This window comes from Sphingomonas sp. IC081 (genome assembly GCF_006874585.1).
Taxonomy (GTDB): domain Bacteria; phylum Pseudomonadota; class Alphaproteobacteria; order Sphingomonadales; family Sphingomonadaceae; genus Novosphingobium.
On the sequence record NZ_CP029761.1, the window covers coordinates 1657072 to 1673452 of the forward strand.

Annotated in this window: 14 protein-coding genes; 4 read left to right on the plus strand and 10 right to left on the minus strand. The window is 64.3% G+C overall.

The window, feature by feature from the left end; translation table 11 throughout:
* The first annotated feature begins 25 nt into the window (after window positions 1-25).
* From gltX to DM450_RS08015, 3 genes are all read left to right on the plus strand, one after another.
* Entirely contained in the window at window positions 26-1480 is a 1455-nt protein-coding gene (gltX, locus tag DM450_RS08005) for a glutamate--tRNA ligase (protein ID WP_142633964.1), read from the plus strand.
* Between the two features lie 13 nt (window positions 1481-1493).
* On the plus strand, window positions 1494-2777 hold the full coding sequence (locus DM450_RS08010) for a citrate synthase (RefSeq protein WP_142633966.1): 1284 nt from the start codon (window positions 1494-1496) through the stop codon (window positions 2775-2777).
* 154 nt (window positions 2778-2931) lie between these two features.
* Window positions 2932-3153 carry a hypothetical protein gene (locus DM450_RS08015; RefSeq protein ID WP_142633968.1) on the plus strand — a complete coding sequence of 74 codons (222 nt, stop codon included), beginning with the start codon at window positions 2932-2934 and terminating at the stop codon, window positions 3151-3153.
* Window positions 3154-3238: 85 nt separating this feature from the next.
* Here the strand turns inward: DM450_RS08015 and DM450_RS08020 are convergent, their stop codons facing one another.
* The 4 genes from DM450_RS08020 to DM450_RS08035 all read right to left on the minus strand — a co-directional run bounded on the left by DM450_RS08020 (window position 3239) and on the right by DM450_RS08035 (window position 7191).
* A complete protein-coding gene (locus DM450_RS08020) occupies window positions 3239-4615 on the minus strand; it encodes a sensor histidine kinase (protein WP_142633970.1) in 1377 nt (458 codons plus the stop codon).
* Window positions 4615-5517: a hypothetical protein gene (locus tag DM450_RS08025; protein ID WP_260610315.1), complete on the minus strand. Its 903-nt coding sequence runs from the start codon at window positions 5515-5517 to the stop codon at window positions 4615-4617. The genes DM450_RS08020 and DM450_RS08025 overlap by 1 nt, the downstream gene beginning before the upstream one ends.
* 86 nt (window positions 5518-5603) lie before the next feature.
* Complete coding sequence (locus tag DM450_RS08030) at window positions 5604-6794, minus strand: hypothetical protein (RefSeq protein ID WP_185928739.1); 1191 nt, start codon at window positions 6792-6794, stop codon at window positions 5604-5606.
* Between the two features lie 94 nt (window positions 6795-6888).
* Window positions 6889-7191 (minus strand): Hpt domain-containing protein, encoded by a 303-nt coding sequence (locus tag DM450_RS08035; RefSeq protein WP_142633974.1) that lies wholly within the window; start codon window positions 7189-7191, stop codon window positions 6889-6891.
* 69 nt (window positions 7192-7260) lie between these two features.
* Between DM450_RS08035 and DM450_RS08040 the strand changes: the two genes are divergently transcribed.
* Window positions 7261-9909: an ATPase gene (locus tag DM450_RS08040; RefSeq protein WP_142633976.1), complete on the plus strand. Its 2649-nt coding sequence runs from the start codon at window positions 7261-7263 to the stop codon at window positions 9907-9909.
* Window positions 9910-9957: 48 nt separating this feature from the next.
* Here DM450_RS08040 and DM450_RS08045 read toward each other — a convergent pair whose 3' ends face one another.
* Genes DM450_RS08045 through DM450_RS08070 form a run of 6 tightly spaced genes read right to left on the minus strand, consistent with a single transcriptional unit; the run spans window position 9958 to window position 16378 of the window.
* Window positions 9958-10248 carry a DUF1467 family protein gene (locus tag DM450_RS08045; RefSeq protein WP_142637652.1) on the minus strand — a complete coding sequence of 97 codons (291 nt, stop codon included), beginning with the start codon at window positions 10246-10248 and terminating at the stop codon, window positions 9958-9960.
* Between the two features lie 9 nt (window positions 10249-10257).
* Window positions 10258-11883: a ribonuclease J gene (locus DM450_RS08050; protein ID WP_142633978.1), complete on the minus strand. Its 1626-nt coding sequence runs from the start codon at window positions 11881-11883 to the stop codon at window positions 10258-10260.
* Window positions 11880-12659: a type III pantothenate kinase gene (locus tag DM450_RS08055; RefSeq protein WP_142633980.1), complete on the minus strand. Its 780-nt coding sequence runs from the start codon at window positions 12657-12659 to the stop codon at window positions 11880-11882. Before DM450_RS08055 ends, DM450_RS08050 begins: the two co-directional genes overlap by 4 nt.
* A gap of 10 nt (window positions 12660-12669) precedes the next feature.
* On the minus strand, window positions 12670-13383 hold the full coding sequence (locus DM450_RS08060) for a biotin--[acetyl-CoA-carboxylase] ligase (RefSeq protein ID WP_142633982.1): 714 nt from the start codon (window positions 13381-13383) through the stop codon (window positions 12670-12672).
* On the minus strand, window positions 13380-14843 hold the full coding sequence (gene nuoN / locus DM450_RS08065; protein WP_142633984.1) for an NADH-quinone oxidoreductase subunit NuoN: 1464 nt from the start codon (window positions 14841-14843) through the stop codon (window positions 13380-13382). Before nuoN ends, DM450_RS08060 begins: the two co-directional genes overlap by 4 nt.
* Window positions 14843-16378, minus strand: coding sequence for an NADH-quinone oxidoreductase subunit M (locus tag DM450_RS08070; protein WP_142633986.1), 1536 nt, complete (start codon window positions 16376-16378; stop codon window positions 14843-14845). Before DM450_RS08070 ends, nuoN begins: the two co-directional genes overlap by 1 nt.
* Between the last annotated feature and the right edge of the window lie 3 nt (window positions 16379-16381).

Consider the following 16381-nt stretch of genomic DNA (forward strand, 5'->3'; position numbering starts at 1 on the left):
GACATTAGGACGGAAGGTAATAACAATGGCAAGCGGCAGTGCATCGAGCGGACAGACGGAAAAGAAAGCCGTCGTCACTCGTTTTGCCCCCTCGCCCACGGGTTTCCTGCATATCGGCGGGGCCCGTACCGCGCTTTTCAACTGGCTTTACGCCCGTCACCACGGTGGCAAATATCTGCTCCGCATCGAGGACACCGACCGCGCCCGCTCGACGGAGCCCGCAATCGAGGCCATTTTCGACGGACTGACCTGGCTCGGCCTCGAAGGCGATGAGCCCGCCGTGTTCCAGTTCGCCCGCTCGGACCGTCATGCCGAAGTCGCGGCCGAACTCATGGCGCGCGGCCACGCCTATCGTTGCTACCTGACGCCAGAAGAACTGGCAGAGCGTCGCCAGAAAGCACAGGAAGAACGTCGCCCGTTCCGAATCGACAGCGAATGGCGCGATGCCGATCCGTCGACCTGGCCGGCCGACAAGTCCTACGTCGTGCGTATCAAGGCACCGCGCGAAGGCGAGACCACGATCGCCGACCTCGTGCAGGGCGAAGTCACCGTCAAGAACGAGGAAATCGACGACTTCGTCATCCTGCGTTCGGACGGCACGCCCACCTACATGCTCGCGGTCGTGGTCGACGACAACGACATGGGCGTCACCCATGTCCTGCGCGGCGACGATCATCTCAACAACGCGTTCCGCCAGTTGGTCATCATTCACGGCATGGACTGGGACGTGCCCGTCTATGGCCACGTGCCGCTGATCCATGGTTCGGACGGCGCCAAGCTTTCCAAGCGCCACGGCGCGCTGGGCGTCGATGCCTACCGTGACGAAATGGGCGTGCTGCCCGAAGCCCTCTTCAATTACCTGCTGCGCCTCGGCTGGGGTCACGGCGATGAAGAATTCATCGGCCGCGACCAGGCCGTGGAATGGTTCGACATGGCGGACGTGGGCAAGTCGCCCTCGCGCTTCGACTTTGCCAAGCTGCAGAATCTCAACGGCCATTACCTGCGCGAGGCGGACGACACCCGCCTTGCCGATCTGGTCGCACCGCGCCTCGCCAAGGCCGGTTACGAAAGTCCCGACATGGCCCTGCTCGCGCAGGCCATGCCCGTGCTGAAGGTCCGGGCCAAGGACCTCAACGAACTTGCAGAAGGCGCGGCCTTCCTGTTCGCCAAGCGCCCCCTCGCATTCAGCGAGAAGGCGCAGGCGCTCCTGACCGACGAGGCGCGCTCGCGTCTTGCCGACATTCACGGGCGTCTTTCCGGGGTTTCCGATTGGAACCTCGAGGCATTGGAAGCCTGCCTGAAGGCAATGGCCGAGGAGCTGGGATTAGGCCTCGGCAAACTCGCGCAGCCGCTGCGCGCTGCCCTGACGGGTCAGACGACCTCTCCGGGCATTTTCGACGTACTGGTACTGCTCGGCCGGGACGAAAGCCTTGCTCGCATTGGCGAGCAGGCAGACGCCACGACCGGGTCGCACATATAAGGAGTAATAACTGGTGGGTGATCAGGTCAAACTGAATGCTGGTGGCACGGAATTCGATTATCCCGTGCTCAAGGGCAGTGTCGGTCCGGACGTAATCGATATCCGGAAGCTCTACGCCCAGACGGGCAAGTTCACGTACGACCCCGGCTTCACGTCGACGGCCAGCTGCGAGAGCGCGCTCACCTATATCGACGGTGACGAGGGCGTCCTTCTGCACCGCGGCTATCCGATCGGCCAGCTGGCCGAGAATTCGTCGTTCATGGAAACCAGCTACCTGCTGCTCAACGGCGAACTGCCGAACGCAGACGAACTGGCGACTTTCAAGAACACCATCACCCGCCACACCATGCTCCACGAGCAGCTGGCGAACTTCTACCGCGGTTTCCGCCGTGACGCCCACCCGATGGCGATCATGTGCGGCGTGGTCGGCGCCCTTTCGGCGTTCTACCACGACTCGACCGACATCTCGGATCCCGAGCACCGCAAGATCAGCTCGCACCGTCTCATCGCCAAGATGCCGACGATCGCCGCTGCCGCTTACAAGTACTCGGTCGGCCAGCCCTTCGTCTATCCCGACAACAAGCTGAGCTACACCGGCAACTTCCTGCGCATGACCTTCGGCGTGCCGGCGGAAGAATATGAAGTGATCCCCGCCGTCGAAAAGGCGATGGACCGCATCTTCATCCTCCACGCCGACCACGAGCAGAACGCCTCGACCTCGACCGTGCGCCTCGCCGGTTCGTCGGGCGCCAATCCCTTTGCCTGCATCGCTGCCGGTATCGCCTGCCTCTGGGGCCCTGCCCACGGCGGCGCGAACGAAGCCGCGCTCAACATGCTGAAGGAAATCGGCACTCCCGACCGCATCCAGCACTACATCGACCGCGCCAAGGACAAGAACGATCCGTTCCGCCTGATGGGCTTCGGTCACCGCGTCTACAAGAACTACGACCCGCGCGCCACGGTCATGCAGAAGACCGTCCGCGAAGTGTTCGACGCGCTCAAGGTCACCGATCCGCTGTTCGAAACCGCCCTTCGCCTCGAAGAGATCGCCCTCAGCGATCCGTACTTCGCAGAAAAGAAGCTGTTCCCGAACGTCGACTTCTACTCGGGCATCATCCTCTCGGCCATCGGCTTCCCGACCACGATGTTCACCGCGCTCTTCGCCCTTGCCCGCACCGTGGGCTGGGTCGCGCAGTGGAACGAAATGATCTCGGATCCAGGCCAGAAGATCGGCCGTCCGCGTCAGCTCTACACCGGCCCGACGCAGCGCGACTACGTGCCGATCGCCCAGCGCTGATCGCACGATACCGCGAGCAATCCCGGTACCCGATCAAGGCCCTCGCGCAAGCGGGGGCCTTTTTCGTTGCACATCAACCACTCCGATTTGCAGTGGCCACAAATTTGCCGCAACATTGTCGCAAAGCACCGTCGAACCACTGCGAGTCGCGACTATGCTGTTTCTCAAGATCCTTGCTTACGCTTTCGGCGCGCTGGCCGTGGCATGCGGTTTGCTGTGGGTATGCCAGGGCACCGGGCTGCTGCTCTGGCCGGCCAACAGCTTCATGCTCGACGATCGCGGATGGGCCATTCGCGGCGCCGTCATGGTCAGCGTGGGCCTGATCCTGGTCTGGCTGGCCTATCGCGCCGACGGGCGCAGCAGGAACGGACTGTGACAGCCCATCCTTTTCGGGTTCGTTCAAGAATTTCAACTGGCCCGGCGGGCACCTGCCGCCCGTAGCGGCGCCGACCAGCAAGTACTCAGCCGGCCGGACGGTCCAGCGGCAACTCCAGGGTAAAGCGGGCCCCCTGCCCTGGCGCACTCTCGACCGAGAGATCACCGCCCATCGCCCGTGCCAGTCGCTGTGAAATATACAGGCCCAGCCCTGATCCACCGTCGCCGTTACGGCCAAGCCGTTCAAACTTCTCAAAGACGCGGCTCTGGTCTTCAGCCGCCAGCCCCGGCCCCTGGTCCGCCACCGTCACCCGGGCGCGGCCGCCTTCGGATGCCAGGCGGATCCAGATCTGCGAACGCTCGGGCGAGTAGCGGATGGCGTTGCCGATCAGGTTCAGGAGGATCTGCAAGACCCGACGGAACTCGGCAATCGTGGGCAGCTCTTCCGCGGGGTGCGGCGCCTCGACACAAATGCCCTTTTCCTGCGCCCGCACGTTGAGGATCCCGGCAGCCTGCCGCGCGACCTCGGACAAGTCGATCCGGTCCGGCGCCGTCGAGAAACTATCCGCCTCGACGGCTTCAAGATCGGCAAGGTCTTCGAGCAGCCCGAGCAGCAACTTGCCGGCCCCGGCGATCTCGCCTGCATATTCCGCATAAGCGTCGGGCAAGGGCCCGGCGAGGCGCGTGCGGATCGTCTCCGCATTGGCGATGATGCGGGCGATCGGCTGACGCAGGACCGGCGCCAGATCCTGCCCGACCAGACTGCGGCGGGAAAAATGCTCCGCCACCGGGACGGCGCCGACGGCTTCGGATGCCGGAACATCGGAAACCAGCAGCAATTCGAAACCGCCTGGCTCGAACCCTGGTTGCAACTGCGGCACCAGGCTCACTCGCCAGGGACGCTCCGACCCGGCGACGACGACACGGGTGCCATCCAGCAGGCGCCAATGCAGCGGCTGCTTGTGGGTGACACTTTCAGGAGGGAGAAACTCCGTCCATGGACGCCCCAGTCCTGCCGCCATCGCCTGCGCGGCGGCAGACAGTTCGGCGCTTTCACAATCGACTGCCAGAACACGCTGGGCACTGTCGAGCCTTGCCGTCAATTCGGCCAGATGCCGGTCGATGGCCATGCGCCGCAGGTCTGCCGCCGAAGCATCTTCGGCAACCAGCGGGATCGCCTGCCAGTGGCGAACAAGGATCTCGCACTGGCCGTTTTCCTGCGGCTCGACCTCGACCCAGGCGGTCACCGCCTCGACACCGTCCTGCGCGGCGATCGCACGGGCCAGACGGAAACCGTAGCTGCGGGCCTTGCGCACAAGTTCGAGCAATTCGGGTATGGCGATGACGCCGGGAATATCGCCGCCGCAACGCTGCTGCAGCCCGGCCAGCGGCTCGTCCACGCGCATCAGGACATCCTGCGCGTCGCATTCGGCTCGTGCCAAGATGCTTCCCGGTGCCAACATCAGCCGCCGTAACGCCCCGTCGCCAGGATGGCGCCGGCTAGATCGGAGCCGATCTGTGCTAATCCGCCGGGCAGGACGATGCCGGGCTGAAGTGTCAGCATCTGCCGCGAGACGTCTTCCGCGGTCAGGCCTGCCGCCCGCAAGGCCAGCACGAAACGGGCGATCTGCGGCTCGTGCGTGGAAAGCGCGAGCACGTCGCGCGGTTGCCCCGAAGCCAACGAAAGCGCTGTCAGAAACAGCCCGAGGCCAGCCCTGTCGAGCGCCAGGGCCACGCCGGCATCCCGGCCAAGGCCCATGATCAGCCTTGCTCCAAGGCCAAGGCGGCCGCTTCCCTCGTCATAACGCGCGCGGATGGCGGCCTCCGCAGCGTTAGCGCGCTGCGCACTTCCCGCCAGCACCGAGCGCAAGGCAAGGCGGGCACCATGCAGGAGTTCGCCGGGAAGTTCGGTAAACGGCAAGCCCATGCGCCGCTGCGCCTGGCTCCACCGCGCCTGCGCTGCCAGCCATGTCATCGCCAAGGCTTGCGCAGCCTCGTCATCGCCCGAGACAAGGGACTGGACAAGCGGCGACACCACCGGGTCCAGCGCCGCGCGTGCCTGCAGCCGATCAGTCAGGAGCCACTCGATGGCCAGGGCGTGAACGTGCAAAAGCAGCTCCCGCCTGTCCATCAGGGCCCGCACCAACAGTTCATGCTCTGTCACACCAGGATCCCGGACGCCCGCGCCCGGCGACGCCTCATCCGCGGCCGTCAGAAGATTGCGTGCGAGATCGGCAAACATGCCGCGCACCCGCGCCAGCACCTCATCGCTGAACAAGGGGGCATCGTGCGCCGACAGCAGATGGCGCAGGACCGGCTGAACATTGCCCGCCAAGGCATCCCCGCGTGCGAGCTCGGCTCGCATCACGGCCTCGGCGTCTTCGACGCCGGCGGGATGGACAGCATTGTCTAACATCCGTCCCGTCTACCTTGCCCCTGGTTAAGCTCCGGTTATCCTTGCCGACGCAGCGGCAGCGCCATTCCGACAATGACCAGGGCAACCGCCATGATTTCAACAACCGGTTCAACCTGCCCGAAAGCAGCGGCAAACGCCAGTACCAGCGCGATCAGCACACGATCTCCCGCAAGCCGCACCGGACCACCCGCCACCACACGAGGAACCAGGGTCATAAGCAGGATCAGCATCACCGGTGGAAACAGCCACGACAACAAGGTTTCCCCGAACAGCCGCGGCACGCTCGCCAGCATGAGGCCGCCCAAGGCCACGTCGACAAGCCACCCCAAGGCATCGGCACGCGGTATGGCCGGCGGCAATTGTCCGAGGGACTGGCGTTCCGCCGCGCGCAGCAACCGGCTGCTTTCCACCAGCACCCCCGCCAGCGCTACCAACAGGAACCCGAAGAGACTGGCCCCGAACCACGCGAGCCCGCCGGAAATCGACAATGCGACCAGAACGGCCGCGCTCAGCACATTGCTCGCGTTGCCGGCATGAAGCAGCGAGGAACCGAACGTCAGCACCCCGTGCCGTGCGATGGCCGCGCCGGTTCCTCCGCCCTGCACTTGCGAGAAGCGCGCCCTCAGCCATTCGATCTCGACACCATGCGCTTCGGTATCGTCGTGAACCATGCGCCAATTCGCCGCGGTCCTGGCGGGCGCGGGAATTTCGCGCATCGCCACGCCCGATTGCAGGGCAATCCGCATCAAGCCCGAGGGCACATCGCAGTCGGAGGGCAATTCGTGCAGATTTTCCACCAGCCTGCCCGGTATCTGCATGATGCCGGCACCCGCGCGGTTGAGGTCGATCCGCTCAAACCCTTCGGCAAGCGCACCTTCCACAGGCTGCACCAGAACCGCAGGCGTAGTGCCGTCGAAACAAGGAACCACGCTGGCCGGATCGACAAAAAGCCCCTCGCTGACGACAACAAGCTCGTCCTGCGCGGTCACCAGACCCGAAAGCGGGCGCGAACCGGTGGATATGTAGAACTGGAGCCCGGCGTTTTCCGCCGCATGCTGAAGCGCGATCAGTTCGGGCGAGGTACCGCGTGCGACGCAGATCACCCGCTGGCAATCGAGCGCAAGCGCCAGGCCGAGCTGGTGCTGCGCAAGCGTCGCGCCGCCGACACGCAGGAACGCGCGCGGGCGCGGTTGCCCGGCAAGTGCAGGCTCCGTGATGGCGAGCAAGGCGATACGCAGCTTGAAAAACCTCCAGCAACCCGACAACGTTCAAGCGCCCCCATGTAAGCACAGGGGACGTGGGTGCCAAGCGCGCCGACGATCAGCCGGCGGAAAACTCTTCCAGATAAGCCCGCAACTGCCGGATCACGACCGGCTCGCCGGGAGCCGCATCCAGAGCCTGTTCGGCAAGCTCCAGCAAGGCATTGGAATGGAAACTGGCGGCCAGCCCCTTCAGCCGCATCGCCGCGACATGCCAGTTGCCGTCGCACCGCGCCCGGGCGAGCAGATCGATCTGCCGCGCCACGCTCTCGGCATAGGAGGCGCGCAATTCCGCGAAAAGTTCGGGATCTCCGCCCGCCGCCGCCGCGATTGTCGCTTCCAGAGCTCCAGGTTCATAGGCCATTTCCCCAGTATAATGAGCAAGGGGTTAATCCGGGGTTTATTGCCGCATCGCACATGCTATCCTGCGCCCATGGCTGGGGAAAACAGGATCATCGCGTTCGACGCGAACCACGGCGAAGACGGTCGCATGGAAAACGAAAGCGCCGAAGGCGCGGATACGCCGCCCTCGGATCCCGCTCCGGCCTCCTCCCCCACCAGGGAAGACCGGCATTCGGCGCGGGAAAGCAGGGCCATCGTCCCCTACCGGCAGCGCAAGGACTGGCTCGCCCCGGTGCTCGCAGGGCTCGCTTCGGCGGCTTGGACCGGCGTCTATATCTGGTCCCAGTGGCCTGCCTTCGGTTTCCTGCCGTTCTCCGCCTTGCCATCCGCCCTTACCACTTGGGCGGTTCCGCTGCTTCTGATCGGCCTCGTCTGGCTGCTGGTCATGCGCCACAGCGCCCGCGAAAGCCGCCGTTTCGCCGATGTCGCGGCAACGCTCTCGCGCGAATCCGCCGACCTCGAACGGCGCCTCACGGCAGTGAACCGCGAGCTCAGCCTGGCCCGCGAATTCGTGGCGGCACAGTCCCGCGACCTCGAAGCCCTGGGGCGCATCGCCGCCGACCGGCTCTCCAAGAATGCCGGTCAGCTGCAGGACCTGATCCGCGATAACGGGAGCCGCATCGAAACGATCAGCGACGTCAGCGTCTCGGCTCTCGACAACATGGAGAAGCTGCGCAGCCAGTTGCCGGTCATCGCCAGCTCCGCCAAGGACGTCACCAACAACATCGGCAACGCGGGCCGCGCCGCCCATGTCCAGCTTGAGGACATGATCAACGGCTTCAACCGCCTCAACGAGTTCGGTTCCGCCAGCGAACGACAGGTCTCGCGCCTGCGGGAGGCGATCGCCACCGCCATCGACGAATTCACCACGCAATCGGAACGCATGGGTACGCTCGCGGACGAGCGCTTCGGCACCCTGGCCGAGCGTGGCCTCGCCTTCCGCACGGAACTCGAGCGCCACGAAGTCGAAGCACTTGCCGGCATCCGCACGCGCGCCCATGCGCTTGAGGCGGAGATTTCCGACACCCGCGCCCAGCTTGACCGCCACGAGGAAGAAAGCCTGACTTCGCTCCGCGCGCGCCTCGTCGCGCTGCGCGAGGAAAGCGATGTCGTATCGCGCGCGCTGCGTGACGGCGAAGGCCGTGCCGCCGAAGCCTGGCGCAAGGCGCTCGAAGAACTCGAGGACGAACAACGCGAAGTCGCACGCGGCATCGGCCAGACCCAGGAAGCCACCATCGGCGCCCTGCGCAGCGCGCTCGAAGCCGTATCGAAGGAGAGCGAAAAGCTTGACGCATCGCTTGCGGCGCGCAGCGAGCGGCTCAGCGCAGAATCCGCGCAGCGCCTCGACCGGCAAGTCGAGCAGGAACGCGCCGCCATCAGCCGCCTTGAAGCCATGCTGGGCGAACTGGACGGCGAGATTTCCCAACGGCTCGAGCGCCACCGCCTGCAATCGGCCACCGTCTCGGAACGCGCCAACGCGATCACCGCGGAACTGGACCGCTACACCGAGCGCCTCGCCGGCGTGGCGACGAGCAGCGAAGCCATCGAAGGCCGCCTGGCGGCAAGTCTTTCCGCTCTGACAGAGCGTCTGACGGCCGCCCGTGCCACGCTGAGCGCAACCGATGGCGACGTCGACAAGCTCACCGAATCCAGCGTTCGGCTGCTCGAACTGATTCAGGGCAGCGCCCGCTATGCCCACAACGACCTGCCCGAAGCCCTGGCCGTGTCGGAGGATCGCCTGAACCGCCTGCAAACCGGGGTCGCCTCGGTGCTCGAGGGCCTGCAGGCATCCACGGCCAACGGCAGCGCCCTGGCACAAGACATCGAGACCGCTGGCAAGCACCTGACCGCACTCGCAGCCGAACTGTCCCTGGCACAGAACGACCTTGGCCGCAGCGGCAAGGCCCACGGTGTCCTGCTGGACGAATTGCGGCAGGCTATCGCCGCGCTGGAAATCGCCACCGGCGAGGCCGCAGGCAAGGCCGATGGCGAACTGCGCCGTTCGATCACGGCCTTGGAAACGGCAATCACCGATGCCATCGGCACGATCGAAACCGACAGTGCGGAACGGATCGCCAGGGTCGCGAACGATCTTGGTGAGCAAAGCGCTCTCGCCATCGACAAGGCGATGCGTCAACGCGTCGCGGAAGTGACCGGGCAACTCGATCAGGCCGTCGCCCACGCCTCCGGCGCCACGCGCGAGGCAACGATCCAGCTGCGCGATCAGCTCGCCAAGGTCGACGAACTGGTCGGCAACCTGGAAAACCGGGTGACGCACGCACGCGAGCGGGCGGCGGAACAAGTCGATAACGACTTTGCGCGCCGGGTGGCTCTCATCACCGAATCGCTCAATTCCAATTCGATCGACATCGCCGCATCGCTGTCTTCCGACGTCGCCGACACCGCCTGGGCCGCGTATTTGCGCGGTGACCGCGGCATCTTCACCCGCCGCGCCGTCACCCTGCTCGATGCCGGCGAAGTCAAATCGATCCAGCAACTGTTCGAACGCGACGAAGCCTTCCGCGAACATGTCAGCCGCTACATCCACGATTTCGAGGCGATCCTGCGCCAAGTGCTCTCCACCCGCGACGGCAATGCACTGGGCGTCACCCTGCTCTCCTCCGACATGGGCAAGCTCTACGTGGCGCTGGCACAGGGCATCGAACGCCTGCGCAGCTGACACTTTCACGAAAAAGGGCCCCGTTTCCGGGGCCCTTTTTTCTTTCATTCAGTATCCCAGATCCTCGACTGGCGGCCGTCCCAGCAGATTGAGCTGGTCCACCGTGATCCACTGCTCGGCATAATTGGCGTAATAGAGCCCGAAGAGGATCACCGCCAGAACCGTCGCGCGCTTGGCGATGCGTTTCGGACGGAAGTTGACCGGGGCGCTGGTAGCATGGCCTTTCGCAACCCGGTAACCGTCCACTTCGTCAGGCGTACGAAGGCCGAATGGCATGACGAGGAACGCACTGAGGACCCAGAACAAGCCGTAGATCGCCACCATCGAAGTCCATTGCATGGCCATCGCTCAATCCTCCAGCAGCAGGACCTGCACTTGCGGCTTCTTGCCCGACCAACGGGTCGCCGCCCGCCGCGCCGCGAGGCGTGCGGCTTCCACACGCACCTCGCGGTCCGATTTCCTGGCGCGCGACAGCGCCTCCGCCACATCCCGCTGCGCTTCCTCGACAAACTTGGGATAATCCTCGTCGAGAGGAAGCCCGATGGCGGCCACTTGCACATGGCCCTTACGATCCGCCGCGACGGAAACCACGCCGTTGAAGGAGATCCGGCGGCGCATCACCATCGCATCGCCATCGGCGGGCGCGATGATGTCACCATCGAGCACCAGACGGCCGGAACGCACTTCCCCGAACTTGCCGGGATGGCTGGGCGCCAGGCGAACAAGGTCACCGTTCTTCTGGAAGATCGCCTTGGGAATTCCGCTGGCAAGGCCCAAACGGGCCTGTTCGCGCATATGGCGCACCTCGCCGTGAACGGGCACGAGGATGTCCGGTCGCAGCCAACCATAAAGCGCTTCGAGTTCCGGCCGCCCCGGATGTCCGGAAACGTGGATCATGCTCTGACGGTCGGTGACGATGACGATGCCCGCGTCCGACAGGCGGTTCTGGATCCGGCCGATCGGGATCTCGTTGCCCGGGATCTGGCGGCTGGAGAACAGCACGACATCGCCCGCTTCCAGCTTGATCGGGTGGTTGCCCTCGGAGATCCGCGCCAAGGCCGCGCGCGGTTCGCCCTGCCCGCCCGTCGCCACGATCAGCACCTCGCCGCGCGGCAAGTCCATCGCCGTGTCGAGATCGACCAGTTCGGGCAACTTTGCGAGATAACCGCTGGCCTTGGCCGTTTCGATGATACGGTCGAGCGAGCGCCCGGCCACACATAGCTTGCGGTTGGTCTTGCGGGCAACGTCGCCCAGCGTCTGCAGCCGCGCGACGTTGGAGGCAAAGGTCGTGACCAGCACACGCCTGCCGCGATGCTTCTTCACTTCCTCCAGCAGGCCGCGATAGACTTCGCCTTCAGAGCCCGACGCCTTGGAATTGAACACGTTGGTCGAATCGCAGACCAGTGCCAGCACGCCCTCGTCACCGATGGCCTTGAGCTCCTGCGAGGTCGCCGGCGTGCCGACTTGCGGCTCGTCGTCGAGCTTCCAGTCGCCGGTGTGGAAAATCTTGCCGTAAGGTGTGTCGATGAGCAGCGCGTTGCCTTCGGCAATCGAATGCGCCAGCGGAACATAGCGGATACCGAAGGGACCCAGTTCGAACCGTTCGAGGTCCTCGACCACGATCAGCTCGACCTCGCCCAGAATGCCCGCTTCTTCCAGCTTCGCCGCGACAAGGCGCGCGGTGAAGGGCGTCGCATAGATCGGCACGCCCAGTTCCTCGGCGAAATAGGGCACTGCGCCGATGTGGTCTTCATGGGCATGGGTGAGCACGATGCCGAGCAGGTTCTCCCGCTCGTCCTCGATGAATTCGAGGTCGGCAAACACCAGATCGACACCCGGGTATTCGTTCATGCCGAAGGTCATGCCTAGATCGACCATCAGCCACTTGCCCTGGCAGCCATAGAGATTGACGTTCATGCCAATCTCGCCGGACCCACCCAGCGCACAAAACAGCAGTTCGTTACCCGGAATCACTTCTTCGCAGCCCTTTCGGCGAGAATAACAAGGCCTTCCAACGTCAGATCGGCGTCGACGGCGTCAAAAATATCGGTCGCCTTGTCGAACAGCACGGCAAGGCCGCCCGTTGCAATGACTTTGGCGGGGCGGCCGATTTCGGCCCGCATGCGCGCGATCAGCCCTTCCATCATCGCCACGTAGCCCCAGAATACCCCGATCAGCATCTGGTCTTCGGTATTGCGGCCGATCACCGATTTGCCTTCCGGCACGGCGATCGCGATGCGCGGCAGCTTGGCGGTATTGCCCACCAGTGCGTCGAGCGAAAGGTTGATGCCGGGCGCGATGATACCGCCCTTGTAGGCGCCGTGATAGTCCACGACGTCGAATGTCGTTGCCGTGCCGAAATCGACCACGATCAGGTCACCGCCGTGACGCTCATGCGCGGCGATGGCGTTGACGGCGCGGTCGGCGCCCAGCGAACTGGGCTGATCGACATCGATGTCGATACCGTATTCCGCCTTGCCGCGCCCCGCGATCAGCGGTTCGACGTCAAAGTAATGGCGGCAAAGAATCTCGAGATTGTGCAGCGCGCGCGGAACCACGGTCGAGATGATGATCGCCTCGACGCCCTTGGGATCTACCCCACGGATCGAGAGGAGTTGCATCAGCCAGACCGCATATTCGTCGCCCGTCCGGCGCGGATCGGTGGCGATACGCCAGCGGCCGCGCAGCGTGCGCCCTTCGAACAGCGCGAAAACGACATTGGTATTGCCGGCATCGATCGCGAGCAGCATGGAAATTCCTTCAGACCAGCGAGACGTCGCCCGCATGGATGACACGTAGGCTCGCATCCGCGAGACGCAAGCGCAGAGCACCGTCCGGGTCAAGCCCCGCAAAGGTGCCGGTCACCTCCCCTTCCCCGTCCAGCATGACTTTCAGCGCCGTTCCCTGCGGATAGGCCCCCTGCTGCCAGGCATTGAGCGTGGCAGATAGCCCTTCGCTGCGCCACTGCACAAGACGCTCGGCAAACGCATCTGCCAGGATTTCCAGCACGCCGTGAGCGTCTGCAGCGCGCCCTTGGGCAGCCTGAATGGAAGTGGTCGCGCGGTCCGCCAGTTCGGGGGCGGAGACGACATTGATACCGATCCCGACGATCACATCATCGCTGCGGCGTTCGAGCAGGATGCCGCTGATCTTGGCGCCTTCGACAAGAACGTCGTTCGGCCATTTGAGCTGGATCGTTGTCCCGGCAGGTAAAAGCGAGACGATGAGATCACGAACGGCGATCGCCGCTACAAAGGCCAGCGTGTGGACGGGCGGATCACCGGCGCGGAGCGCGACTACGGTGCTGGCGTAAAGATTGCCCTCGGGGGAGGACCATGCCTTGCCCCGGCGGCCGCGCCCGGCGCTCTGTCGCACCGCGCGCAGCCAGAAACCTTCGTCAATGCTCTCGCCGGCGCCGAGGCGCCGGACGAGATCCGCATTGGTCGAAGCCGTCTCTTCAACGACCTCGATCAAAGGGCGGTGAAGAGGGCCGCAGCGGCCGTGTCGGCCAGATGGCCCAGCCACTTGGTGAGGAAGAAGCCGAGCGGCGAGATGACCACGCACGAGCCGAACAGGATCAGCTTGTGCCAGATATCGCTCTCGCCCTTCACGACGTCAGCGGGTTCGTCGAAGTACATGACCTTGACGACCTTGAGGTAGTAGAACGCACCGATCACCGAGGCCGCGAAGCCCAGCGCCGCGAGCGCGATCATGCCGCCGTCGACGGCTGCCTTGAAGACCAGGAACTTGCCCCAGAAGCCGAACATCGGCGGGATACCGGCAAGGCTGAACATGATCATGGCAAGGCCCAGCGCCAGACCCGGACGGGTGCGCGACAGACCGGCCATCTTGCTCAGGTCCTCGACCTGGTTGCCGTTCTCGTCGGTGAGCATCAGGATCATCGCGAAGCCGCCGACCGACATCGCGACGTAGATCGCGAGGTAGAACAGCATGGCCGAGATACCCTGAGGCGTGGCGACGGCAAGGCCGACCAGCATGAAGCCGACGTTGTTGATCGAGGAGTAGGCCATCAGTCGCTTGATGTTCGATTGGCGGATGGCACCAAGAGCACCGACAACGATCGAGGCCAGTGCCGCGAAGACGATGATCTGCTGCCAGGCGTGGGCCTGGTCGCCGAACGCCTCGATGGCGACACGCATGGTGAGTGCCATCGCCGCGACCTTGGGGGCCGTGGCGAAGAGCGTGGTCACCGGGGTCGGTGCGCCTTCGTAGACGTCGGGGGTCCACATGTGGAACGGCACGGCACTGATCTTGAAGGCAAGACCGGCAAAGACGAAGACCAGGCCGAACAGCGCGCCGTTCGAAAGGCCGTGCGCCATCGAGGCGCTGATACCGTCGAACGAAGTGGTGCCGGCAAAGCCGTACGTCAGGCTCATGCCGTAAAGCAGGATGCCCGAGGCCAGCGCGCCGAGCACGAAGTACTTGAGGCCCGCTTCGGCCGAACGGCCATCGGTACGCAGGAAGGCTGCCAGCACGTAGGCGGCGAGCGAGTTCATTTCGAGGCCGATGTAGAGCGTGATGAGGTTCGTTGCCGAAACCATCATGCTCATGCCGATCGTCGCCAGCAGAACGAGCACCGGATATTCGGCGCGCATCGCGTTGAAACGATCAAAGAACTTCGGCGCGACCACCAGTGAAACGGCGGCGGAAATGTAGATCAGGACCTTGGCGAAGGACGCAAAGGCGTCAGCCTTGAACTGACCGTAGAAGGCGAAAGTCTCGGTACCCATGGCACCACCGCACAGGGCGGGGGCGACCAGGACACCGGCGGCGACAAGCGCCGCCACGGCGAGAACGGAGATCAGCTTGGAGGCCTTGTCACCGCCCCAGGCGGCGACAAGGAGCAAGACCAGGCTTGCGATGCTAAGCGTTTCTTCCGGCGCGATCAGGCGCAGCGACTGTGACCAGTCCATCAGTGTGCCCCCTCATGCGCAGCTGCTTCTTCGTGCGCAGGCTTTTGCTTGCCCATGGCCAACTTGGCGTCTCCTTCCGGCTTTGCGCGAGCGAGCCGGGCGTCGAGCGCGGCGATGTCCGCGCGCATCGGAGCAATGAAGCTCTCAGGATAAACGCCCATCCACAGCACCGCGAGACCGAGCGCACCGACCATGATCAGTTCGCGGGCGTCGAGGTCCACCATGGCGGCGGCATCGGCATTCTTCTGGTCGCCAAAGACGACACGGCGATAGAGGTAGAGCATGTAGGCAGCGCCCAGGATGATGCCGGTGGTGCAGATCAGCGCCGTCCAGCTCGATGCCTGGTAGATACCGCCAAGGCTCAGGAATTCGCCGACGAAACCGCTGGTGCCCGGAAGGCCGATCGAGGCCATCGTGAAGAGCAGGAAGAACAGCGCGTAACGCGGCATGTTGATGGCGAGGCCGCCGTAACGGGCGATCTCACGGGTGTGCAGGCGGTCGTAGATGATGCCGACGCAGAGGAACAGCGCGCCCGAGACGAGACCGTGGCTGAGCATGACCAGCATCGAGCCTTCGAGGCCCTGCGGATTGAAGGCGAAGAGACCGATGGTCACGATCGCCATATGGGCGACCGACGAGTAGGCGATCAGCTTCTTCATGTCGTCCTGCACCAGCGCGATGAGCGAGGTGATGACGACAGCGGCCATCGACAGGCCCCACACCAGCGGCGCGAAATAGGCCGAGGCTTCGGGGAACATCGGCAGCGAGAAGCGGATGAAGCCGTAGCCACCCATCTTCAGCAGCACGCCGGCGAGGATCACCGAGCCTGCGGTCGGCGCCTGAACGTGCGCCGCCGGAAGCCAGGTGTGGACCGGCCACATCGGCATCTTCACCGCGAAGCTCGCGAAGAAGGCGAGCCAGAGCCAGGTCTGGACCTTCGGATCGAAGTCGTAGTTCATCAGTTCGGGGACCGAGGTCGTGCCGGCGGTGTGGACCATCCACAGCATCGCCACGAGCATCAGCACCGAGCCGAGCAGCGTATAGAGGAAGAACTTGTACGAGGCGTAGATACGGTCCACGCCGCCCCAGATGCCGATGATCAGGTACATCGGGATCAGGCCTGCTTCGAAGAACATGTAGAACAGGAAGATGTCCTGAGCCACGAACACGCCGATCATCAGCGTTTCAACGAGCAGGAAGGCAGCCATATATTCGCCGACGCGCTTCTCGACCGAATTCCAGCTCGCGCCGATGCAGATCGGCATGAGGAACACGGAAAGCATGATCAGAAGCAAGGCGATACCGTCGATACCGAGGGCGTAGGAGAAGCCCGAGAACAGCTCATGCCGCTCCTGGAACTGCCACTGCGCGCCGCCGATATCGAAGTTCATCCAGAGGACGATGCCAAGTGCAAGGTCCACGAGCGTGGCGACAAGCGCCACGACACGGGCCGATTTGGCATCAAGGTAGAGGCAAGCCAGTGCCGCCGCGAGCGGCACTAGCAGCATCAGACTGAGGATCGGAAAACCACTCATCAT